General features: G+C 60.6%; 16 protein-coding genes. 5 read left to right on the forward strand and 11 right to left on the reverse strand.

What is annotated here, in order from left to right:
* Window positions 1–38 precede the first annotated feature (38 nt).
* The 6 genes from EDF70_RS15900 to EDF70_RS15925 form a co-directional block, all read right to left on the reverse strand.
* Window positions 39–1,877 carry an ABC transporter ATP-binding protein gene (locus tag EDF70_RS15900; RefSeq protein ID WP_132275905.1) on the reverse strand — a complete coding sequence of 613 codons (1,839 nt, stop codon included), beginning with the start codon at window positions 1,875–1,877 and terminating at the stop codon, window positions 39–41.
* Window positions 1,877–2,794: an ABC transporter permease gene (locus EDF70_RS15905; RefSeq protein WP_132275314.1), complete on the reverse strand. Its 918-nt coding sequence runs from the start codon at window positions 2,792–2,794 to the stop codon at window positions 1,877–1,879. Before EDF70_RS15905 ends, EDF70_RS15900 begins: the two co-directional genes overlap by 1 nt.
* Window positions 2,794–3,774, reverse strand: a complete 981-nt coding sequence (locus EDF70_RS15910; RefSeq protein WP_132275317.1) for an ABC transporter permease — start codon at window positions 3,772–3,774, stop codon at window positions 2,794–2,796. Before EDF70_RS15910 ends, EDF70_RS15905 begins: the two co-directional genes overlap by 1 nt.
* A gap of 80 nt (window positions 3,775–3,854) precedes the next feature.
* On the reverse strand, window positions 3,855–5,438 hold the full coding sequence (locus tag EDF70_RS15915) for an ABC transporter substrate-binding protein (RefSeq protein WP_132275320.1): 1,584 nt from the start codon (window positions 5,436–5,438) through the stop codon (window positions 3,855–3,857).
* A 175-nt stretch (window positions 5,439–5,613) separates the two neighbouring features.
* A complete protein-coding gene (locus EDF70_RS15920) occupies window positions 5,614–6,642 on the reverse strand; it encodes a cyclopropane-fatty-acyl-phospholipid synthase family protein (RefSeq protein ID WP_132275323.1) in 1,029 nt (342 codons plus the stop codon).
* Window positions 6,639–7,448, reverse strand: coding sequence for a DUF1295 domain-containing protein (locus EDF70_RS15925; protein ID WP_132275326.1), 810 nt, complete (start codon window positions 7,446–7,448; stop codon window positions 6,639–6,641). The genes EDF70_RS15920 and EDF70_RS15925 overlap by 4 nt, the downstream gene beginning before the upstream one ends.
* 194 nt (window positions 7,449–7,642) lie before the next feature.
* Between EDF70_RS15925 and EDF70_RS15930 the strand changes: the two genes are divergently transcribed.
* The 5 genes from EDF70_RS15930 to EDF70_RS15950 are packed head-to-tail and all read left to right on the forward strand — an operon-like array spanning window position 7,643 to window position 11,919.
* Window positions 7,643–9,025, forward strand: a complete 1,383-nt coding sequence (locus EDF70_RS15930; protein WP_132275329.1) for an NAD(P)/FAD-dependent oxidoreductase — start codon at window positions 7,643–7,645, stop codon at window positions 9,023–9,025.
* The gene (locus EDF70_RS15935) at window positions 9,022–9,855 is read left to right on the forward strand and encodes a DUF1365 domain-containing protein (protein WP_132275332.1); all 834 of its coding nucleotides are present in this window, start codon (window positions 9,022–9,024) and stop codon (window positions 9,853–9,855) included. Before EDF70_RS15930 ends, EDF70_RS15935 begins: the two co-directional genes overlap by 4 nt.
* Window positions 9,856–9,871: 16 nt before the next feature.
* Window positions 9,872–11,074 (forward strand): cyclopropane-fatty-acyl-phospholipid synthase family protein, encoded by a 1,203-nt coding sequence (locus tag EDF70_RS15940; protein ID WP_245519213.1) that lies wholly within the window; start codon window positions 9,872–9,874, stop codon window positions 11,072–11,074.
* Window positions 11,075–11,099: 25 nt separating this feature from the next.
* Complete coding sequence (locus tag EDF70_RS15945; protein WP_132275338.1) at window positions 11,100–11,471, forward strand: DUF2147 domain-containing protein; 372 nt, start codon at window positions 11,100–11,102, stop codon at window positions 11,469–11,471.
* A gap of 31 nt (window positions 11,472–11,502) precedes the next feature.
* Window positions 11,503–11,919 (forward strand): DUF2177 family protein, encoded by a 417-nt coding sequence (locus EDF70_RS15950; protein WP_132275341.1) that lies wholly within the window; start codon window positions 11,503–11,505, stop codon window positions 11,917–11,919.
* A gap of 24 nt (window positions 11,920–11,943) precedes the next feature.
* Here EDF70_RS15950 and EDF70_RS15955 read toward each other — a convergent pair whose 3' ends face one another.
* From EDF70_RS15955 to EDF70_RS15975, 5 genes are all read right to left on the reverse strand, one after another.
* Window positions 11,944–12,711 carry an SDR family oxidoreductase gene (locus tag EDF70_RS15955; RefSeq protein WP_132275343.1) on the reverse strand — a complete coding sequence of 256 codons (768 nt, stop codon included), beginning with the start codon at window positions 12,709–12,711 and terminating at the stop codon, window positions 11,944–11,946.
* 102 nt (window positions 12,712–12,813) lie between these two features.
* On the reverse strand, window positions 12,814–13,596 hold the full coding sequence (locus EDF70_RS15960; RefSeq protein ID WP_165932044.1) for a FadR/GntR family transcriptional regulator: 783 nt from the start codon (window positions 13,594–13,596) through the stop codon (window positions 12,814–12,816).
* A gap of 10 nt (window positions 13,597–13,606) precedes the next feature.
* Window positions 13,607–14,887, reverse strand: coding sequence for a TRAP transporter large permease (locus tag EDF70_RS15965; RefSeq protein WP_132275346.1), 1,281 nt, complete (start codon window positions 14,885–14,887; stop codon window positions 13,607–13,609).
* A 4-nt stretch (window positions 14,888–14,891) separates the two neighbouring features.
* Window positions 14,892–15,506, reverse strand: coding sequence for a TRAP transporter small permease (locus EDF70_RS15970; protein ID WP_132275349.1), 615 nt, complete (start codon window positions 15,504–15,506; stop codon window positions 14,892–14,894).
* Between the two features lie 118 nt (window positions 15,507–15,624).
* Window positions 15,625–16,602 carry a TRAP transporter substrate-binding protein gene (locus EDF70_RS15975; protein WP_132275352.1) on the reverse strand — a complete coding sequence of 326 codons (978 nt, stop codon included), beginning with the start codon at window positions 16,600–16,602 and terminating at the stop codon, window positions 15,625–15,627.
* Between the last annotated feature and the right edge of the window lie 159 nt (window positions 16,603–16,761).

Genomic DNA, 16,761 nt, shown 5'->3' on the forward strand with positions numbered 1-16,761 from the left:
GCAAGGCCGGCAGTCCCAAGACGGCCGACCTCGCGCCTTTAATGCGCCACTGCCTGCCTGCCGCCGGCGATGGTCGTCAGCACCGGCGTCACCAGATGACAGGCGGCAAAATCCTGATTGCCGCGCACCGTCAGGCTTGGGTGGATGCTCGAACATTTGTCCATGGCACGCGGACAACGCGACTTGAAGCTGCAACCGGGCGGGATATCGATCGGGCTTGGCGGCTCGCCTTCCAGCAGGCAGTCTTCCGGCTGGTAACGGCGTGTCTCCAGCGTCGGCATGGCGCTCAGAAGCGCCATCGTATAGGGGTGACCCGGATCGAAGAACAGGCGCTCGTTTTCCGCCAGTTCGAACACCTCGCCGAGATACATCACCGCCACGCGGTTGCAGACCTTCCGCACCATCGCGAGATCGTGGGAGATGAAGATGTAGGTGAGGTCGTATTCTTTCTGCAGCTTCTGGAACAGGTCGAGCAGCTTGAACTGTTCGGTCTGGTCTAGCGCCGACAGCGTCTCGTCCATGATGAGGATTTCCGGTTCCAGCACCAGCGCCCGCGCCACGTTGATGCGTTGTCGCTGACCGGCACTGAGCCCATGCGGCAGTTCCTCGTAAAGCTCGGCGGCAAGGCCCACTTCATCCATGACTTTCAGAACCCGCTCGCGGATCTTGCCGCTGTCCTTCCAGCCATGCGTGCGCAAAGGTCCTTCCAGCATCTTGCCGATGGCGGTGCGCGGTGGCAGCGAACCGAAGGGGTCCTGCAGCACCATCTGCAGTTTCTTGCGGAATGCCAGAAGATTGCCGCCGGAAAGACGTGAAATGTCGTCTTCCCCGCACAGGACCTGTCCCGAGCTTGGCAGTTCCAGCCGGCTCAGCAGGCGCATCAGTGTGGACTTGCCGCAACCGGATTCGCCGACAATGGCAAAGCTGTCGCCGCGATGCACGTCGAAGGTGACGTTGCGCACGGCGCGGACCTGATTGAAGCCGCCGAAACCGGTCTTCTTCTTGACCTTGTAGATCTGCGAGGCGTCGCGCAGGCTGAGCACCACGTCGCGCTTCTCGTTGAGACGCGGCATCTCGGTCTTTTCCATCCAGATTTTTGGGGTCTGGGCAACGAGATCCCGCGTATAGGCGTAAGCGGGAGAGGCGATCAGCTGCTCGGTTTCCTGTTCCTCGACGATGCGGCCCTGTTCCATCACCAGAATGCGGCTGCAGGCTTCCCGGGCGACGGGCAGCGAGGAGGAAACGAACAGCACGGCGGTGTCGAATTGTTGCGTCAGCTCCTTCATCAGCCGGATGACCTGGGCAGCGACGGTAACGTCGAGCGGCTGGGTGACATTGTCGGCGATCAGCAGGGCTGGGTTGGTCACCAGCGCATCGACGATCAACGCACGCTGCATCATGCCGCCGGAAAACTGTGACGGGTAATCGTGGAAGCGGCTGCGGGCAGACGGAATGCGCACGGCTTCCAGCAGTTCGATCGTGCGTTTTTCCGCCTCCTGACGCGCGGTGCCCGGCACGACGGCGCGCAGTTTTTCGACGATCTGGGCACCGACCGGCAGTGTCGGGTCGAGCGCGCCCATCGGGTTGGCGCCGACATAGGCCACACGGCGGCGCAATGTGCGCATGTCGCCTTCGCCGAGCTGGTAAATGTCTTTGCCTTCGAACAGCACGGAACCGGAGCGCAGATGCAGCGGTGCATCCAGCCAGTTGACAACCGTTTTGGACAGCACCGTCTTGCCGGCACCACTGGCCCCGACCACGCCGACGATTTCGCGCGGTGCAAGCTGGAAGGACAGGTTGTCGAGCACGACCTTGGCGTTATCGGAACGGCCGGCGGTGACGCTGACATTCTTCAGTTCGAGAAGCGGCTGGTTCATCATTCGGACCCTCCGTGAATGGTGTTGCGGGCACGTTCGAGCGAGGCGCCGATGAGGTTGATGCTGGTGAGGGTCAGGCCGAGAAAAATGCCGGGCATGGTGGCGATCCACCAGGCATTCAGCAGGTATTTGCGACCATCGGCGATGATGTTGCCGAAGGTCGGCGTCGGCGGCTGCACGCCGAGACCGAGGAAGCCGAGAGTGGATTCGAAGATCATCATGCGGGCCACATCGAGCACCGAGGTAAAGATCACCGGCGGCAGCAGCAGCGGCAGAAGCAGGCCGACGATGATGCGGATATCGGTCGAGCCGCCGAGCTTTGCGGCCCGCACATATTCGCGCTGCCGCTCGGTCATCACGATGCTGCGCATGATACGGGCATAGACCGGCCAGCTGGACATGCCGAGCACCAGCACGATGGCGGGAATGGTGGGGCGCGACACGCCGAGGACGGCGATGGCCAGAATGATCATCGGGATCGACAGCTGCGCATCGGTAAGGCGCATGATCAGCGTGTCGGTGCGGCCACCGAAATAGCCGGCAATGGTGCCGAGCGCGCAGCCGATGACGAGCGTGACGGCGACGGAGGCAATGCCGATCAGGAAGGAATAACGCAGCCCGACGAGCGAGCGGACCAGCATGTCGCGGCCGATCTGGTCGGTGCCGAGCGGATGCGCAAAACTCCAGTTGTCGCCGGCAAAAAGCGGCGGCAGCAGGCGTGCGCGCACATCCATCTTGGTCGGATCGATACCGCTGATCTCCGGATAGAGTGCGGCGGCAAGCACCAGCAGCATGAAGATGCCGAGGCCGATGCGGAAGCCGGGTGTGGCAGCGGCACGATCGAAAATGCGGCGCGGAATGGAGCGTGGCACCGTCTTTTTCGGCAGGGGCGTATCGAGTGCGGAAGTCATGGACATCAGTATTCGAGCCTCGGATCGATGGTGGTTGCGGCGAGATCGACGATGATGTTGATCAGGACGAAAATGGCGCTGGTGACGATGGCGATGCCCTGGATCAGCGGGAAATCGCGCTGCAGGACAGCGTTGATGGTCAGAAGACCGAGGCCGGGGTAGTCAAAAATGTATTCGACGATGATGACGCCGCCGAGCAGGCTGGAGAACTGCACGCCGAGCAGGTTGAGAAGCGGCACGGAGGCATTGCGCAGCGCGTGGTTGGCAATGATCCGCTGGCGGCTGAGACCACGCACGCGGCCGACCGAGACGTAGGATTCCATCATCTGCCCGGACACGGAGCTGACCAGCGTGCGGATCAGCACCGGCGACAGTTCGACGGCGAGCACAATCGCCGGCAGGATCGTATAGGCAAAGCCCTTGTAGCCGATCGCCGGCAGCCAGCCGAGCTTGACGGAAAACAATAGCGCCAGAACGATGCCGAGCCAGAAATTCGGCAGTGAAATGAAGATCGACGATATGTAGAAGGCGAGCTTGTCCGGCCATCTGCCGATCGCAAGGCCCCCGGCAATGCCGACGATTGCGGAAAAGATCAGCGCGATTACCAGAGTCACGGCAGCAAGCTGCAATGTCATAGGCAGGGCTTCGAAAATCAGGTCGAAGACTTTTGCGCGTTCGCCGCGTGTGCTGTCGTTGAAGCTTGAGCCGCCGGTGGCCGCGCCATTGGCGGGCCGCACGAACGACTGGCCGAGATCGCCCTGCACGACGCCGCCCATGTAACGGCCGAACTGCACCAGGATCGGGTCGCGCAGGCCCATGTCGGTGGCGATCTTCTCGATCAGCGCCTCGGGCGCCATGCCGCCCGCCATCAGGCGAACCGGATCACCGGGCACGACACGCAGCAGCGTGAAGATCAGCAGCGATACCAAGAAGATGATGACGACACCCTGCATCAGGCGCCGCATCAGGAAATTGACGGCAAACATCGCACATACTCCGCTTCGAAACGTCGGTAGAAGATCCGCGCGCCGCCCGGTTGGGGTGAGGCGGCGCGCGGGTGATCACGTCAGGCAGCGGCCTTCGAGGCATCCATCGACCCATCGGGGAAGATGTACATGCCCTCGAAATCCTTCTGCATGGCGTGGATCATCACCGAAGTGAACAGCGAAAGGGCCGGCATCTTGGAGGCGATGAGCGGCATGGTTTCGGTCTGCAGGATCTTCTGGCGCTCCTCCAGCGTCGGTGCGCTGCGCTCCTTGTCGAGGCTGGCGTCGATATCCTTGTCCTCGATGCCGCAGATGCGGTGCGAGGAGGAGTGGAAGTGGGTGCGCAGGATCAGGTCCGGTTCGGGAGACGCGGTCGACCAGCCGCAATCCACCATGTGGCCAGGGCCACCGCCGGGGCGGTGGTAAAGCCGCTCGTTCCAGGCTGCCGGCTCAAGCACGGTCAGGCTGACATTGAAACCCTGCTCATTGAGCATGGCGGTGATGATCTCGCCATATTCCTTGGTCTTCGGGTAGAAACCGACCGAGGTGATGTATTCCAGCGGCGGCAGGCCTTCACCCTTCGGAAAACCGGCCTCGGCGAGCAGCGCCTGGCATTTTTCCGGATCGTATTTCGGATAGTTTTCGAGATCGACGTAGCCGAACTTGACCGGCGAGACGAAGTTCGAAGACGCGTGTCCGGCCGAGCCGAGCACTTCGAGCAGCATGTCGCGGTCGATGGCGTGGCATGCGGCCATGCGCAGACGCTGGTCGTTGAAGGGTTCCTTCGAGCAGCGGAACCACAGATATTTGTTCTCGACCGAAACGACTTCGTTGACGAAGATCGCCGGATTGCCCTTCACGGTATCCACCTGTTCCGGCTCAAGGCGCTCGACGATCGAAGCCTGGCCGTTCATCAGCGACAGCATGCGGGTGGTGGAATCGCCGGTGAAGGTGAAGTTGATGGCGGGAATGGCCGGCTTGCCTTTGAAATAGCCGTCGAAGGCTTCCATCACCGTGTCATTGCCGCGCTGGGCGACGAACTTGAACGGACCTGTCCCGTTGAGGCGCTGCGATAGCGGGCCGCCGGGGCCGCCGGCAATGTCCTTTGCCGACATGATCGGCAGGAAGGAGGCAAGGAACATGAACAGGTGAGCGGGATAACCGCCCTTGGATGTGTCGACGATGACGGTGTAATCGTCCGGCGTCTCGATGGTCAGCGTTTCCGTCGGGCCGGGATACCACTGCGCCGGGCGATCTGCCTGGGCGCCGTATTCGAAGGTCGCCTTGACGTCCTCGGCCTTGAACGGCTTGCCATCATGGAAAACGATGCCTTCGCGCAGCTTGATCTGCAGGCGGTTCGGATCGAGCAGCTTGATGTCGGTGGCAAGCTCGTAAACGACCTCGCCCGGATTATCGAGCTTCATCGGCGTGCGGGTGAGGAAACCCATCACGAAACCTTCGATATTCTTCTGCGAAAGCGTCGTGTGGGCGGTCGGGTCCCAGTTGCCCGTGATGTTTTCTGCCGAAAGGAAGGTCATCGTCTTTCCGCTTTGGGCATAAGCGGAGGAGAAGAAGAAATCGGGATTGATCTGCATGTAGCCGGCGGTGGCAGCAGCGCCTGCGGCTCCCTGCAGGAAACGGCGGCGGTTGAGGTCTGAGCGCATTGTGTTCCCCTATTGCTTTTTTGAACCACAAAACCGTCAAAACGGTCAGAATGGTCAAATGCAAAGGGTGTGCCAAGTGCGGGATGACCGGCTTTGTCGGCCGGTCATCCCTCGAAAAATGTGGTTTCTGACTAATTTGTAGCCGAGTGAAAATCTTTTGGGCGCCGGAATGCCTTCAACCTGATGGCGTCAGCAGGTAGTGGCCGACACCCCAGACCTCGCCATTGTCGTGACCGAAAAGGCCAGCGGTCGCCAGAAAGAACAACCGCCAGCGACGCTGCCACAGCACGGCATCCTTGCCGTAGACCTGGCGGAAGATCGGACGGATGTGATCGATCTCCCGGTCGAAATTGGCAAGCCAGTCCATGGCGGTGCGCTGGTAATGAGTGCCGGACCAGCGCCATTCATCCTCGACCTGAAACAGGTCGCCGAACCGATGCGGCAGGTCGTGTGCCGGCATGATGCCGCCGGTGAAGAAATGATGGGCGATCCAGTCGGCCGGATCGTCGCGGTCGAAGCGGTAGGAGCGGGTCTTGTGGGTGAAGACGTGGAGGAACAGCTTGCCGTCCGGCTTCACCCAGCCGCGCACCCGCGCCAGAAGATCACGCCAGTTCGACATGTGCTCGAACATTTCCACGGAAACCACACGATCGTAGCGCTCTTCTGCGGAAAAATCGTTCATGTCGCAGGTGATCACGGTCAGGTTGGTGAGGCCGCGCTGCTGGGCAAGGCCGAGAATATAGGCGCGCTGCGAGGCGGAATTTGACACGGACGTGATGCGCGAATTCGGAAAGTGCTGGGCCAGATACAGCGACAACGAACCCCAGCCACAGCCAAGTTCGAGAATGTTCATGCCATCCTCGATCGCGGCATGTTGGACTGTCTCGGCCAGCGCGTGGGTTTCCGCTTCGCTCAGCGTGGTATCGGCAGCCGGATAAAGGCAGCAGGAATATTTGCGCTGCGGCCCCAACGCCAATGAAAAGAACTCGGCCGGCACTTCGTAATGCTGGCGGTTTGCCTCGTCGGTATGCGTGGCAATCGGAAAATGCCCCATCGTTCCGGCAAAGGCACGTTCAGCCGATGCCGGCGTGGCAGAGAGCCGCCGTTTCGTGCGGCCGCAGAGGAAGTCGATGCCCGCAAGGGTGACGCTGTCGGAAAGCGGCGCGCGCTCGGCGGCGTTGATGGCGAAGGCCAGCATGTTCAAGGGCGTGTCTCCTCACGGTGTTCATGATCGGGTTTGCGGGGGCCGGGAAAGAAGGCGTTGACGCGGGCCTGCAGGGCGCGGAATTTTTCGCCGCGCGAGCGCAGCATGTGTTGCTCAAGCGGCGGGATGCCGGAAACATGCACCAGCAACCAGTACATCATCAGCGGCGCCAGAGCCGCGAGCCAGCTCCAGGCTGATCCCTGCAGGGCGAACAGAAGCCAGCTGCACCAGAACAGCCATTCGAAAAAATAGTTCGGATGCCGAGAATAGCGCCAGAAACCGGTCTCGCAAACCTCGGTTTTGGCCTGTGGCGTCTTGCGGAAACGGGCGAGCTGAAAGTCGGACAGTGCTTCGCCACCAAGCGCGACGGCAGCGATGATCATCGCGACGATATCGAGGCCATTGGCAAAGGGCGCGTCGTTTGTTGCGGCGAGATAGACGCTAAGAACCAGCACGAATGCGGCCAGTGCCTGGATCTGCAAAAAAAGGAAAAGCCGCAATGCGGCGCTGTCACCCCATTCTTCCGCCAGCTTGGCATAACGCGGGTCTTCATCATCACCGCGCGTGCGTGCGCCGATATGGCTGCCAAGCCGCAGCGCCCAGGCGGATATGACGACCAGAACGACCATGCGCCGGTCAAAATTTCCGTTGGCGAACAGGGCGGCAATCACACCGCCGAGACCGACCGCAAAAGACCAGATCGTGTCGATCCAGCCGCTGCGTCCCGTCCACCGCTGTATGGCCCAGGCACCAGCCATGGCCAGCGACAGCCAGAGCGCGATCACGATCAGAAGAACACTATCCATTGAGCCGCCTGCATTCGGGTGCGCATTATTTGCGCCATCAAGGCAAGTACGCGGAACGGCTTGAATTGGTTTCGCGTTGTCGCACAAAAATCTGCATCAAGCCGACAAAAGACGGTTGCGTGAAACTTATTGCGACCGGACCTCGTCAGTCTTTCAAAGCAGCATGAGTAGCAGTGTAAGTCGGCGAGGATTCTATGAGAGTTGAAGGGCGCGCAACGGGCGGCGATCGATTGAACATAGCCGTGGTGGGAAGCGGCATTTCCGGCCTTTCTGCCGCGTGGCTGCTATCGCAGCATCACGATGTGACCGTTTTCGAGGCGGGCGACCGGATCGGCGGCCACAGTAACACCGTCGCTTTCGAAAGTGCCGGCGGCCCGGTCGCGGTCGATACCGGCTTCATCGTTTATAACGAAGTCACCTATCCCAACCTGACAGCGCTTTTCTCTCTGCTCGCTGTTCCGACAGTCGCCTCCAGCATGTCGTTTGCCGTATCGCTCAACGAAGGGGCGTTCGAATATTCCGGCGGCACCGGCCTTGGCCTGTTTGCGCAGCGTTCCAACATCGTCAGCCCGCGTTTCTGGTCGATGATGCGGGACCTTCTGCGTTTCTATCGCAATGCGCCGCGCGATATCGAAAACATGGGCGGCATTTCGCTCGACGATTACCTGAACCGCAATGGTTATGGTCGCGGTTTCCGCGAGGATCATCTTTATCCGATGGCGGCCGCCATCTGGTCCACGCCGGCGGTCAAGGTCGGCGAGTATCCGGCGGCAAGCTTTGTGCGGTTCTGCTGCAATCACGGACTGCTGGAGCTTTGGAACCGTCCCATCTGGCGCACGGTGAACGGCGGCAGCCGCGAATATGTCTCCCGCCTCACACGACATTTTGCCGACAGGATCAGGCTCTCGACGCCGGTCGTGCAAATCCGCCGTGGAGACCAACAGGTCGAAATCCGCGATGTACACGGTCAGTTGCACATGTTCGACGATGTGGTGATCGCCACCCATGCGGATCAGGCGCTGCGCATGCTGGCGGATGCCAGCGAGCGCGAGAAACGCATCCTCGGTGCTTTCCGTTATTCTCGCAATGAGGCCGTTCTGCACGGCGATACCAGCCTGATGCCAAAACGCCGCGCCGCATGGTCCAGCTGGAATTATGTCTCCGATACGCGCGTCAGAACCGGCGAAGACGTGCAGCAGCCGTCGATCACCTATTGGATGAACCGGCTGCAGCCGCTGGGTTCGGCACCGGCAACATTCGTGACGCTCAACCCAAGCCAGCAGCCGCGCGAGGAAACGGTGATTCGCCGCGAGGTCTATGAACATCCGATCTTCGACCTTGAGACGGACCGGGCACAGCAGGAAATCTGGTCTCTGCAGGGCGTGCGCAACACATGGTTCTGCGGCGCGCATTTCGGCTCCGGTTTCCACGAGGATGGATTGCAGGCGGGTCTCGCGGTGGCCGAAGATCTGGGCGGTGTTGGCCGTCCGTGGCAGGTGGAGCAGGAAAGCGCGCGTATCGTCCGCAAGCCGGTGACCAGGCCTCTGCGCCAGCGTCTGTCCGAGGTGCCGGCATGAGCGCCGGATTAAAATCCGCACTGTTTCCCGGCCACGTCACCCATGCGCGACTGAAGCCGAAGGAGCACAGGCTCGCCTATCGCATCTATTCGCTGCTGATCGATCTCGATGAACTCGATGTTCTCGACCAGAGGCTGAAGGTGTTTTCGGTCGACCGGTTCAATCTGTTTTCCTTCTATCGCAAGGATCGGGGTGATCGTTCCGGTTCGGATCTGAGGGCGCAGGTGGAAGAGGCGATGAACGCCGCCGGGTTGCAGCCGGATGGCGGGCCGATCCGGCTCCTGACCATGCCGCGTCTGCTGGGCTGGGCTTTCAATCCGCTCAGCGTCTTCTTCTGCTACGGCAATGATGGTGCCTTGCGGGCAATCCTCTGGGAAGTCGACAACACGTTCGGCGAACGCCATGGCTACATGATCCCCGTCGCGGAGGGCGCCGGCAACGAGATCGTCCAGCATTGCGACAAGGCGTTTTATGTCTCGCCCTTCATGGACATGGACCTTCGCTACACATTTCGCGTTTCGCCGCCCACCGACAAGCTTTCCATCCGCATCGAAACACGGGACGACAAGGGGCTGGTGCTGACGGCCCGGCATCTTGCCAAGCGAACGGAACTGACCGACGGCGCGCTGTTGAAAGCCTTCTTCGCCATCCCCTTCCTGACGCTGCGTGTTGTCGGCGGCATCCATTGGGAAGCGCTGAAAATCTGGGTGAAGGGCGTGGGTTTGCGCGTTCGTCCCAAGCCGCCTGAAATGCCCGTTTCCCATATCCACGCCATTGCCTCCAGTCACAACGCATCTGCTAAAAAGGTCGATCTGAATGAGCCAGTCTGACGATTTCTCCGAGGTGATGTTTTCCGCACCGTCAGAAACCGCAAAGCTGGGCTTTGGCGGACGTGTCGCAGAAAAACTGATCCGCAATTTGCGCCATGGCCATCTGAAAGTGGTGTTGCCCTCCGGCACCGTGGTGGAGAAGATCGGCCCGGAGCCGGGGCCCGAGGCAACCATCGTCATGCGGCGCTGGCGGGCACTCCGCCGGGTCGTTGCTGCCGGTGATATCGGTTTTGCGGAAGGATTTATCGAAGGTGACTGGACGACGCCGGATCTGACGGCGCTGATCCGGCTGGCCGCCCGCAATGACGAGGCGCTGGCACCGGCGATCGACGGCAATGTCGCGCTGCGGCTCGTCAACCGCATCCGGCATATGCTGAATGCCAATACCAAACGCGGAAGCCGGCGCAATATCGAAGCGCATTACGATCTCGGCAACGATTTCTACAAGGAATGGCTCGACGGCTCGATGCTCTATTCCTCCGGCATATTCGACGATGACACGGCAACGCTGGAAGCCTCCCAGCGCAAAAAACTCGATCGCATTCGCGAAAAGCTCGATCTTGAGGGCGGCGAAAGCGTGCTGGAAATCGGCTGCGGCTGGGGTGCGCTCGCCCTCGATCTGGCAGCCCAAGCTGATGCGAATGTCGTCGGCCTGACACTGTCGCCGTCACAGCTGGGCTGGGCGCAAAATGTCGTTGCGGCGAACGGCAAATCGCAACAGGTCGACCTGCGTTTGCAGGATTACCGCGATGTTCAGGGCCAGTTCGACCGTATCGTGTCGATCGAAATGTTCGAGGCGGTGGGAGAAGCCTACTGGCCGGGTTATTTCGAGACCCTGAAACGCTGCATGAAGGCCGATGGCCGCGCGGTCCTACAGATCATTTCCATCGAGCAGGCGCGTTATGAAGCCTATCGCGGCAAGGCCGATTTCATCCAGAAATACGTCTTTCCGGGCGGTTTCCTGCCGTCCGACAAAGCGCTCGAGGCGGCAGTTGCGGCTGCCGGCCTGAAACTTCGCGAGGTCGAGCATTTTGGCAAATCCTATGCCCGCACGCTTCTTGAGTGGCGCATCCGCTTTCAGGCGCGTTGGCCGGCAATTGCCAGCCAGGGGTTTGACGAGCGCTTCCGCCGCCTCTGGCACTACTACCTCTGCTACTGCGAGGCCGGTTTCGAGGAAGGAAGCATCAATGTCGGGCTTTATACGATCGAGCACGCCTGAAGGCAGATCACCGGGGAGATCCGAAATGAAATCCAACCTCATCCTGTCCGGGCTGATTTTTCTCGGTTTTGCCGGCGCCTCCCAAGCGGCGGATGTTGATGGTGAATGGGCAAGGGGTGACGGCAATGCGCGGGTGATCGTGGCGCCCTGCGGATCGGACATTTGCGCCGTCAACACCTGGATCAAACCCGGTACGCCTAAGGAAAAGAAGGGCGACAAGCTCGTCATGTCCGTCAAGCCGAGTGGCGATGGTATCTATTCCGGCACTGCTTTCGATCCGCAACGGGACATGACCTACAAGATCACGGTGACGGTGAATGGCGACAAGATGACCACGAAAGGCTGCATCGTCGCCGGCCTTCTGTGCAAGGGCGTCGACTGGTCGAGGATCAACTGACCGGGCGGCTTCCGGTCAAAAGGAGTATTTCATGAAAACCTATGCCACCGCCTATGCCGTCACGCTGATCGTTTTTGTCGTGGTCGATTTTATCTGGCTCAGCGTCATGGCCGATCGCCTCTACCGGCCGGTCATGGGCGACATGCTGGCGCCGAAATTCCGGCTGGCACCGGCGATCGTGTTCTACATTATCTTCATTGCCGGCATGACTTTTCTGGCGGTGCGTCCGGGGATTCTGGCCCAATCTGTCTGGGTCGGCCTCATCCACGGTGCAGTTCTGGGCTTTACCGCTTACGCCACCTACGATCTGACCAGCCAGGCCGTGCTGAAAAACTGGTCTACGGCTCTGACGGTGGCCGACCTGATCTGGGGCACGTTCGTTTCTGCCATCGCAGCGGGTGCGGGAACATGGGCCGCGCTGTTCGTGAAAGCGAGATCGGGGGGCTGAAACGTCGACTGAAAGGCGCAGGCGTCAGAGGCTGATGGTGATGCCGCCATCGACATAGAGCGTGTGCCCGTTGACGAATGACGAGCCCTTACCGGACAGAAACACGGCGGCGCCGACCAGTTCATCGACATTGCCCCAGCGGGCAGCCGGCGTGCGCTTTTCCAGCCAGGCGGAAAATTCCGGATTGTCGACCAGCGCCTGATTGAGCGGCGTCTTGAAGTAGCCGGGAGCAATGGCATTGACCTGCAGGCCGTGTTTGGCCCAATCGGTGGACATGCCCCTGGTGAGATTTTTGACCGCACCTTTCGTGGCCGTGTAGGGCGCGATGCCGGGCCGCGCCAGTTCGCTCTGCACCGAGGCGATGTTGATGATCTTGCCGTGACCGCGGGCGATCATGTGGCGGGCCACCGCCTGGCCGACGTAAAACACGCTGGAAATATTGGTGGTCAGAAGCTGTTGCCACTTGTCGATCGGAAAATCCTCCAGCGGCGCGCGATGCTGCATGCCGGCATTGTTGATGAGGATGTCGATTGCGCCGATCTCGGCTTCGATGCGCGTGATGCCCGCCGCGACCGAGGCGGGATCGGTGGCGTCGAAGGCGACGGCTCGGGCGTTAAAACCGTCATCGGCCAACTGTCTGACCGCGGCATCGAGCTTGGTTTCGTCGCGGCCGTTGAGAATGACGCTGGCGCCATGTTCGGCAAGCCCACGCGCCAGCGCCAGACCAATGCCCTGGCTGGAACCGGTGATCAGCGCGGTTTTGCTCGTCAGATCGAACAGCGGAAACGACATCAAGGAACTCTCCCGGTTCAAAAATTTCATGGCGTTGACGCGCGGATGACAGCCTGTTGATCGGCTCAGGTCAAGCGCCGAGGCGAAAGGACGGTGCCGTTGTCAGGATGTCTGATTTTGGTCGGAGCTGGCCCGGTTCTGAAAATAATCCGCCTGCTGGCCGGTCAGTCGCTGGCGGTACCGGTCCTTTGCCGCAACCAGATGCGCGCGCATGGCATCGCGGGCGGCATCCGCATCGCCCAGCGAAATCGCCTGCAGGATGGCAAGATGTTCGCGCTGCAGGCCGTTCAGATAATCCGCCGACAGAACCTCCACCGAATACCATGGCGAACTGCGATCACACGGAATGGTGCGATCGCCCAGCGCATCGAGAATCTCGACATAAAACTCGTTATTGGTGGCAGCCGCGATCTCGCGGTGAAAGGCAAAATCCGCCTTGCCGGTCGGCTCGCCCTGTTTCAGTAGCGCCTCGAACTCGAAAAACGCCTCCTGTATGCGCGCTTCCTGCGATGGGCTGCGGCGCTGGGCGGCAAGACCGGCGCTTTCGATCTCGATGCCCATGCGCACTTCCAGTACATTGACGGCGCGGCTGATACGGTTGCCCATGTCGGCGGTGATCGCGCTGATCTTTAGCGTCGGGTGATCCACCACGAACACGCCGGCGCCGTGCCGCACCTCCACCATGCCATCGCCGGCAAGCGAGGCGACTGCCTCGCGCACGACAGTGCGGCTGACGCCGAACAATTCGGTCATGCGGGTTTCCGTCGGCAGTCTCTCGCCGACACCGAAGTCGCCGGCGAGAATTTGTGTGCGCAATTGCTGCGCAACATTTTCGAAGAGTTTTGGTCTTCGCTCGACACGCATATCCGAAGGGGTGGCAGGCATGTCCATCCTCCTATCGGAAGACGCTCGGCAGCCACAGCGACAGAGCCGGGATGTAGGTGACCATCAGCAGCACTACGAGGCCGGCGCCATAGAATGGCCAGATCGAGCGCATGGCCTCCCACACGGATATCTTGCCGACCGCGCAGGCGACGAACTGCACGGCTCCCACCGGCGGGGTGTTGAGGCCGATGCCGTAGTTGAGGATCATGATCACGCCGAAATGCACCGGATCGACACCATAAGCGACGGCGATGGGCAGAAAGATCGGGGTGGTGATGATGATGGTTGGGCCCATGTCCATGAACGTGCCGAGGATCAGCATGATCACGTTGAGCAGAAGCAGGATCATGATCGGGTTGTCGGACAGAGCCTGCAACCAGACGACCAGCGTCGCCGGCACGCGCAGGAAAGCCATCAGCCACGAGAAGGATGCGGCACAGCCGATGATCAGCAGCACCATGGCGGTGGTGCGCACCGCGCCCATGGTTGCATGCACAAAATCCTTCCAGCTCAGCTGACGATAAACCAGCGTGGTGATCAGCAGCGCATAGATGACGGCGATGCAGGAGCTTTCGGTGGCTGTGAAGATGCCGGAACGCACGCCGCCGAAAATGATGGCGATCAGCAGCAGGCCGGGAATGGCGACGGCGAGAAGATGCAGCGCCACCATCAGGCCCGGAAACGGCTCGGTCGGATAACCGCGTTTGCTGGCGACGAAATAGGCGGTCACCATCAGCACGGCGGCAAACAGCAGGCCGGGAATGACACCGGCGGTAAACAGGTCGGCGATGGAAATCTTGCCGCCGGCCGAGATCGAGTAGATGATCATGTTGTGCGAGGGCGGCAGAAGCAGGGCAATCAGCGCTGCCATCGAGGTGACGTTGACTGCGTAATCGGCGCCGTAACCACGCGCCTTCATCTGCGGGATCATCAACCCGCCAACGGCTGCCGCTTCCGCCACGGCCGAGCCGGAAATGCCGCCGAACAGGGTTGAGGTCAGAATGTTGACCTGCCCCAACCCGCCGCGAAGATGCCCGACGATGGAAGCGGCAAAGGCGACGATACGGCCGGCAATGCCGCCGCGCACCATCAGGTCACCGGAATAGATGAAGAAGGGAATGGCGAGCATGGAAAACACGCTCATGCCGGAGTTCATGCGCTGGAACACCACCAGTGGCGGCAGGCCCATGTAGATGACGGTGGCAAGGCTCGAAACGCCGAGACAAAAGGCGATCGGCGTGCCGATCAGCATGAGCAGCGTAAAGCTGCCGAACAGGATCCAGAGTTCCATTCTTCTATTCCCCCCTGGCCGTGCCGGCTGCGTTCCTGCGCGCCGCATCGGCCGCGTCCTTGCGGACGTCTTCGATGTTTTCGAGTTCGACTGCGATTTCCGGTGGTGCCATTTCGTCCAGCACTTCGTCGATCGGTGCGCCGCTGAGGCGGGCAACGATGCGTTCCAGCGAAAACAGCGAGATCAGCACACCGCCGCCGATCAGCGGCACGTAATCCCATGCGCCGGATATGCCGAGCGCCGGCATGGTGGTGGCGATGGTCAGCTGCACCAGGCTGGTGCCGTACCAGATCATGCCGATGCCGAAGGCGAAGATGACGATGTCGGAAATCATCCGCAGCCATTTCTTGGCGGCTGTCGGCAGCACGTAAAGCAGGACGTCGAAACCCATATGGTTGTTTTCGCGCACGCCGACGGCAGCACCGAGAAAGATGAACCAGCTCATCAGGATCACCGCGCCGGGTTCGGTCCAGCTGGGTGAATCGTTGAGAACGTAGCGGCAGAAAACCTGCCAGGCGACGATCGCCGTCATGACGACGAGCCCGACACCGGCAAGGTAGAGCACCAGCGTGTTGAGTTTGGTGAGAATGGGCAGGCCAGTTCTTAAGTGCGCATTCATGGGTAAGCGTCTCCTGACCTTTCCGGCAGCCGGAAGGGTTGGACGAAGGTCCTTGGGTCTTGGATTTCTCGGAAACGGCGATCCCACCCCGGCCTGAAGGACGGGGTGGGGCTGAAACTTACTTGGCGGCCTGAACGTCGGCGACGAGCTTTTTCAACACGTCGTCCTTGACGTGCTTAGCGTAGACCGGCTTCATCGCGTCGATAAAGCCCTGCTTCTCGACCTCGTTGATCTGGGCCCCGGCCTTTTCGACCGTGGCACGAGATTCTGCGGTCTTTTTCGCCCACAGCTCACGCTGCTTGGCAACGCTGTCTTTTGCCGCCTGCTTGAACAGAGCCTGATCCTCGGGTGTCAGCTTGTCGAAGGCGGCCTTGTTCATGACGAACACTTCCGGCAGGATGGTGTGCTGATCGAGCGAGAGAAATTTGGCGACTTCGAAATGCTTGGCGGTGTCATAGCTCGGAAAGTTGTTTTCCGCGCCGTCGATGACGCCGGTTTCAACCGAGGAATAGACTTCGCCATAGGGCATCGGCGTGGCGTTTGCGCCAAGCGCCGCAGTCATGTCGACAAAGATGTCGGACTGGATGACGCGGAATTTCAGGCCTTTCATGTCGGCCACGGTCTTGATCGGCTTTTTCGAATTGTAGAAGGAGCGTGAACCGGCGTCATAAAAGGCCAGTGCCACCAGTCCTGCCGGTTCGAACGCCGCCTTGATCTGGTCGCCGATCGGGCCGTCCATCACCGCGTGCATGTGTTCTTCCGAGCGGAAAATGTAGGGCAAAGCCGGAACGATGGTTTCCTTCACGGTACCGTTGAATGGCGCCATGGACACGCGGTTGAGTTCGATCACGCCGGAGCGAACCTGCTCGATCGTGTCCTTTTCCTCGCCCAGCTGCGCCGAGTGGTAAACCTCGACGCCATAACGGCCGGCGGTACGTTCCTTGATCAGTTCGCCGAAATATTTGACGCCTTCGACGGTCGGATAACCATCGGGATGGGTGTCGGACGATTTCAGCACGGTCTGTGCCGCCGCCGTTCCGAGCATCAGCAGCGACGCGAGCGCCACGCCGGACAACAATTTGGAAATATGCAACATTTTCTCCTCCCAGATCGCGGACGAGCGTCCGCTGTTGCGCTTTTGGAAAATCACACGACCAGACGCCATCGCGACTTGTCTGTCGCGATGCCTTTACGCATCAGCAGTGGATTGTTTCAGCCGTTCCTCCTACGGTTGAATGCAATTGGTAAAATGCAA

The organism is Neorhizobium sp. JUb45 (assembly GCF_004343585.1).
In the GTDB taxonomy this organism is placed as follows: Bacteria; Pseudomonadota; Alphaproteobacteria; order Rhizobiales; family Rhizobiaceae; genus Neorhizobium.

What these genes read in the sequence shown, in the direction of transcription:
- EDF70_RS15935 (WP_132275332.1), top strand. Translation starts at nt 9,022, where the DNA reads ATGAGCGCCGGATTAAAATCCGCACTGTTTCCCGGCCACGTCACCCAT.
- EDF70_RS15970 (WP_132275349.1), bottom strand. Translation starts at nt 15,506, where the DNA reads ATGAATGCGCACTTAAGAACTGGCCTGCCCATTCTCACCAAACTCAAC.
- EDF70_RS15925 (WP_132275326.1), bottom strand. Translation starts at nt 7,448, where the DNA reads ATGGATAGTGTTCTTCTGATCGTGATCGCGCTCTGGCTGTCGCTGGCC.
- EDF70_RS15950 (WP_132275341.1), top strand. Translation starts at nt 11,503, where the DNA reads ATGAAAACCTATGCCACCGCCTATGCCGTCACGCTGATCGTTTTTGTC.
- EDF70_RS15910 (WP_132275317.1), bottom strand. Translation starts at nt 3,774, where the DNA reads ATGTTTGCCGTCAATTTCCTGATGCGGCGCCTGATGCAGGGTGTCGTC.
- EDF70_RS15965 (WP_132275346.1), bottom strand. Translation starts at nt 14,887, where the DNA reads ATGGAACTCTGGATCCTGTTCGGCAGCTTTACGCTGCTCATGCTGATC.
- EDF70_RS15960 (WP_165932044.1), bottom strand. Translation starts at nt 13,596, where the DNA reads ATGCCTGCCACCCCTTCGGATATGCGTGTCGAGCGAAGACCAAAACTC.
- EDF70_RS15940 (WP_245519213.1), top strand. Translation starts at nt 9,872, where the DNA reads ATGTTTTCCGCACCGTCAGAAACCGCAAAGCTGGGCTTTGGCGGACGT.
- EDF70_RS15905 (WP_132275314.1), bottom strand. Translation starts at nt 2,794, where the DNA reads ATGTCCATGACTTCCGCACTCGATACGCCCCTGCCGAAAAAGACGGTG.
- EDF70_RS15900 (WP_132275905.1), bottom strand. Translation starts at nt 1,877, where the DNA reads ATGAACCAGCCGCTTCTCGAACTGAAGAATGTCAGCGTCACCGCCGGC.
- EDF70_RS15915 (WP_132275320.1), bottom strand. Translation starts at nt 5,438, where the DNA reads ATGCGCTCAGACCTCAACCGCCGCCGTTTCCTGCAGGGAGCCGCAGGC.
- EDF70_RS15945 (WP_132275338.1), top strand. Translation starts at nt 11,100, where the DNA reads ATGAAATCCAACCTCATCCTGTCCGGGCTGATTTTTCTCGGTTTTGCC.
- EDF70_RS15975 (WP_132275352.1), bottom strand. Translation starts at nt 16,602, where the DNA reads ATGTTGCATATTTCCAAATTGTTGTCCGGCGTGGCGCTCGCGTCGCTG.
- EDF70_RS15930 (WP_132275329.1), top strand. Translation starts at nt 7,643, where the DNA reads ATGAGAGTTGAAGGGCGCGCAACGGGCGGCGATCGATTGAACATAGCC.
- EDF70_RS15955 (WP_132275343.1), bottom strand. Translation starts at nt 12,711, where the DNA reads ATGTCGTTTCCGCTGTTCGATCTGACGAGCAAAACCGCGCTGATCACC.